This is a genomic window from Trichocoleus desertorum AS-A10 (assembly GCF_039962155.1).
Taxonomy (GTDB): Bacteria; Cyanobacteriota; Cyanobacteriia; order FACHB-46; family FACHB-46; genus Trichocoleus.
The window spans coordinates 1-4070 of record NZ_JAMPKN010000116.1 but is presented as its reverse complement, the minus strand read 5'-3'; the positions used below and the strand labels follow the sequence as shown (position 1 = coordinate 4070).

At 50.1% G+C, this 4070-nt stretch carries 4 protein-coding genes; 3 read left to right on the top strand and 1 reads right to left on the bottom strand.

Features of this window, described 5'->3' with window-relative positions:
* Positions 1 to 552, bottom strand: a 552-nt coding sequence (locus NDA01_RS31530) for an ATP-binding protein (RefSeq protein WP_348231161.1), incomplete at its 3' end; no start/stop codon positions are given.
* Between the two features lie 783 nt (positions 553 to 1335).
* Here NDA01_RS31530 and NDA01_RS31525 point away from each other — a divergent pair.
* The 3 genes from NDA01_RS31525 to NDA01_RS31515 all read left to right on the top strand — a co-directional run bounded on the left by NDA01_RS31525 (position 1336) and on the right by NDA01_RS31515 (position 3618).
* Entirely contained in the window at positions 1336 to 2007 is a 672-nt protein-coding gene (locus NDA01_RS31525) for a CHRD domain-containing protein (RefSeq protein WP_348231160.1), read from the top strand.
* A 257-nt stretch (positions 2008 to 2264) separates the two neighbouring features.
* On the top strand, positions 2265 to 2855 hold the full coding sequence (locus tag NDA01_RS31520; protein WP_348231159.1) for a sigma-70 family RNA polymerase sigma factor: 591 nt from the start codon (positions 2265 to 2267) through the stop codon (positions 2853 to 2855).
* A 13-nt stretch (positions 2856 to 2868) separates the two neighbouring features.
* Positions 2869 to 3618, top strand: coding sequence for an anti-sigma factor (locus NDA01_RS31515; RefSeq protein WP_348231158.1), 750 nt, complete (start codon positions 2869 to 2871; stop codon positions 3616 to 3618).
* Positions 3619 to 4070: the final 452 nt, after the last annotated feature.

Here is a 4070-nt window from a genome sequence, read left to right as displayed (position 1 = left end):
GGCTCGCTTGATCAGGTAATCTCGGCTTTCCTCTGGGCTAAGGTTCCGTAAGGGTAAAAGATGGATTAAAGCTTGCCAACCTGAATCAGTCCGCCAGCCCGCCGCAGGTGCATGACGACCCGCAATCACGGTGAGGATATTGGCAGGAAGCTGAGGTAGAAACTTTTCGCGCAGCCAACGATCAAGGGGAGCGAGGTTTTCGTAAGTGTCGAGTAGGATAACCTGCCGACCTGTATGAGCCGCTAAAGCTACTAAAGGGGAGTCGGTCGAAGCTAGATTCAAATGAAATCGCAAAGCTTCTAAAAAGGACTCTGGCGACGGCTCGATGTTGCGGGCATCTAGTTGGATGACGGGGACCTGGGCTGGCTCACAGAGGCGGGCAAATTCTCCCAGAAGTGTGGTTTTGCCAACGCCACCAGGCCCAAAAATATGCAGAACATAAAATGGCAACTCAGCTCGGTTTAAAGCTGACTCAAATAGGTGGCGCTCGTGGGTACGCCCTACGAATCGCTGCTGGCGTACTGCCTCTAGATGCTCAGATAAGGATGGCATGAAAAATTACAGAAAAGTGCGGAGAGCTGAAAACCGCCGTAGTTCGTCCAGTAAGGTTATTCTTTTGATGTTTAATATATCGCTATATCGCTGAATTGTTGCCTGGTTGAGATTGCCAGCGATCTCTGTAAATTGTGCTCAGTGGGAAAACTCAAGTTCAAAACGAAGTGTGGATTGGGTGGGATACAAAGCTCACCTCACTGAAATCTGCGATGATGCTTGCCCTCATTTCATCACTAAAGTTTGTACAACGCTGTCAACAATGACTGCCGATGTAGTGGTTGAAACCGTCTATCAAAGCTTGGCTGAGAAAACGATACTGCTTGAAGAGCATTTGATGGATGCTGGCTACGTCACTGCGGAACACATCAGCAACAGTGAGACAAACTATGACATTGACCTGATAGGTTCGGTTCGAGGCAATCCTAGTTGCAGAGCCAGAAAAACTCTAAGTTCACTGCAGACCAGTTCTAGGCCAACTGGGGCGAACAAAAGGTGACTGTCCTCAAGGACACCGAAACGTCATTTGGCAACCCAAAATTGATAATCGTGGCTTGGCTGTGCTTCAAGTTCACTTTTCGAGCCTAAACACTGGAGGCGTCCTCCCTACCCGCCAAGCTAAGCCGAATGGATCAACTAAAACGTTATGCTGCTTCTGGATAGGGACGCAGCCTCAAGGGGAATGCGCTGTTCTAGAAATGAGAAAATTAGAGTAGCCATGCATCCAAACCAGCCGTTGGTTCGTACTATTGCCTGAACTCTACTGGTTAAGGCTAGATCCGGATGAATAAGGCAAAGCGATGGCTCTTCAACTTTTGGCTGGGCACAATCACCTGTGTGTTGCTGATTGGTCTCTCCACAGTCCCTTCTTGGAGTAAAACGGCATCGAATCGCTTCGTTCAGAGCGGAGACGTTCCGTCCTTCAGCACATCTCAAGCTGCTCAACCCGCGCAAGTTCAGAATCCTATCAATCAACATTTGATGGCAGATTTGCAAGAAGCTGAGTCTGTGCTAATTGCTCAGGGTGTGTCGGACAGCTCCTTGCAACTCTATGCGGCAATTTTGACGAAGAATAACGTGGTCCCGAACGTCCCCTCAACGATGGCAACGGGGGTAGCTGGAGCCGCCTTAGCAGGCGATCGCCTCATTGTTCGCGGAGACTTTGGAGGTCTCTCTAGTGCTCTACGTGACTATGAAACAGATCCCGTCGATCCTCCCAACCCCAACATTACCTCTGCGGCTCACATTCATCGGGGTGAGCCTAATCAAAATGGACCGTTTCAATATGCGCTAACCGTGATGTTGAACGATGCCGGAATGGGTGGCCGTCTTTCTGGAGAGTATACCTTGACTCCTGAGCAACTCCAGGCACTCTCTAATGGTCAACTCTATGTAGACATCCACACGAAGCAGAATCGGGCTGGAGAACTGCGCGGCATTTTTCGACCCCTCTAATTCTAGATCTCGGTTTGGCGGCCCTACCGGAGTGGGGCTGATGGAATCACAATGATCGCTGGCAGGTATAGTCTTGCACAGATGACGTAGTATACTTGCGGCTGACAATTTAACCAGCACGCGGACAAAAGCTAGGGAGCGAAGGGAGAAATTCCTATCGTTTCCGCGATCGCGGTTGTCCGCATTTGCAGCTTTGCAGTTGCTTCCACCCCTCCCCAACTCCAGGCATTCGTCTTCAAACACAAATTCTGGTGCCTATGCAGTCTGAGCCATCTGCCAATCAAACCTCTCCGGCGTCAAATCAGACGGATGCAGAATTGATTGTGGCCTTGAGCAAGGGTCAGACTGAGGCGCTCGGGGTTCTCTACGATCGCCACGCTGGGTTAGTCTACGGACTCGCCTTAAGTGCCCTGGGCAATGCTCAAGAAGCAGAAGACTTGACCCAAGATATCTTTCTGACCCTAGCCAAGGGGACTGTGTACGACCCAAATCGCGGATCTCTCCGCACCTTTCTGGCCATCTTGACGCGATCGCGGGCTCGGGACCGATTGCGATCGCGTCACAGTACTCGTCAGACGCTACAGCGATGGAAGTTAGGTGGACAAGCTGAGACCGTCTCGAATGCTCCGCTTGAGCACGTCTTTCAACATGAGCAATCCCAAGAAGTCAGTACCGCCTTGGCTCAGTTATCAGACAGTGAGCAGCAAATTCTAAGAATGGCTTATTACGATGGTCTTAGTCAGGCAGAAATTGCCAAACAACTGGAGATTCCCCTAGGGACGGTGAAGGCTAGAGCCAGAAGAGGTCTGCTCAAATTGCGCCAAACCCTCACAAGTTTTACGAGATAGTACAGTGATGGCTATGTCAACGCCTTCGGAAGAGTTACAGCTACTCATTGCAGGTTATGTTCTGGGTGACCTCAGCCCAGAGGAGGCAGCAGAATTTGAGCGCCTATTGCAGCAAGACCCCGTGATCGCCCAAGAAGTGGCCCAAATGCAAAATGCTTTAGAGACATCCTACGCTTCACGGGAAGTAACGCCTCCAAGTCATTTGCGTTCAGCAATTCTAGAAAAAGCTCAGGTGGCGGGTGCTGAAATGAATACACAACCTGCTTTCAGATCTCGCAGAACACTGTCGTGGCGCAGCGGCTTGGAGGTTGCGGCAGCAGTCCTGATTGTTGCCCTAGGAATCAACAACTACCGTTTATCGCAAGCTTTACAAACGAGCCAAGCTGAAACGCAACGTTACGCGGCACTGACTTATGTTCTAGATGCCACGGAGAGCAATAGTCAGGCTGCCGCGACGGTGGTGGTTAATCCCAATACTCTAGAAGCAACCATCACAGTCAAGAACCTACCTCCATTGCCACCCGGTAAAGTCTACGCCTTATGGACTGTGCTAACGCCAAACGCCCCCTTCACGACAGACCAGAAGCAGGCAATCTTGACAGAAACTTTTCAAGTTGATGAACGCGGCAACCTGAGTCAAACAGTCTCAGTTTCCAAAGCCTACCGTTCCAAAGAACTAGTGACGAAGATCGCAGTCACCGTTGAGGATGGCAATGCTCCTCAGAAACATACCGGAGCACCCATCATGATCACAGGTTTTTGAGTGTGAAACATCCTTTCAGTTTTTACGGCACAGCCAGATTCTCGACCTAAGCGATTTGAAGATTTGCTTGGAACCTCTAGCAGCGATGTGGGGTTCACGGGGGAATTCTTAACTCTGCACTAGCTGCTTCCTGGTGGGGGACAGAGTGGGTTCTAAGGCAGATGTAGCAGAGGTGGAGGGACAATAGGCAAATAAAAAAAGGTCCCTGCTTGTTGAGAAGACCTTCCATAATCAAAATGCCTAAATTCTACCAAACTCATCTGCGCTCTTGCCTCAGTCTGGCTCAATTCAGCAATTCTCAGTATGGCAATTTAACTGGTATTGGGTGAGATGTCTAGCTCTAATCCTTCGAGCATGAAGGTGAGCAAGTGATCCCAACTGTCGAAATACAGGTAGCGGGTCAACGCCCGCAAATCATCAAAAAAGGTCTTGCGCGTGGGCAAGTGTGAGCG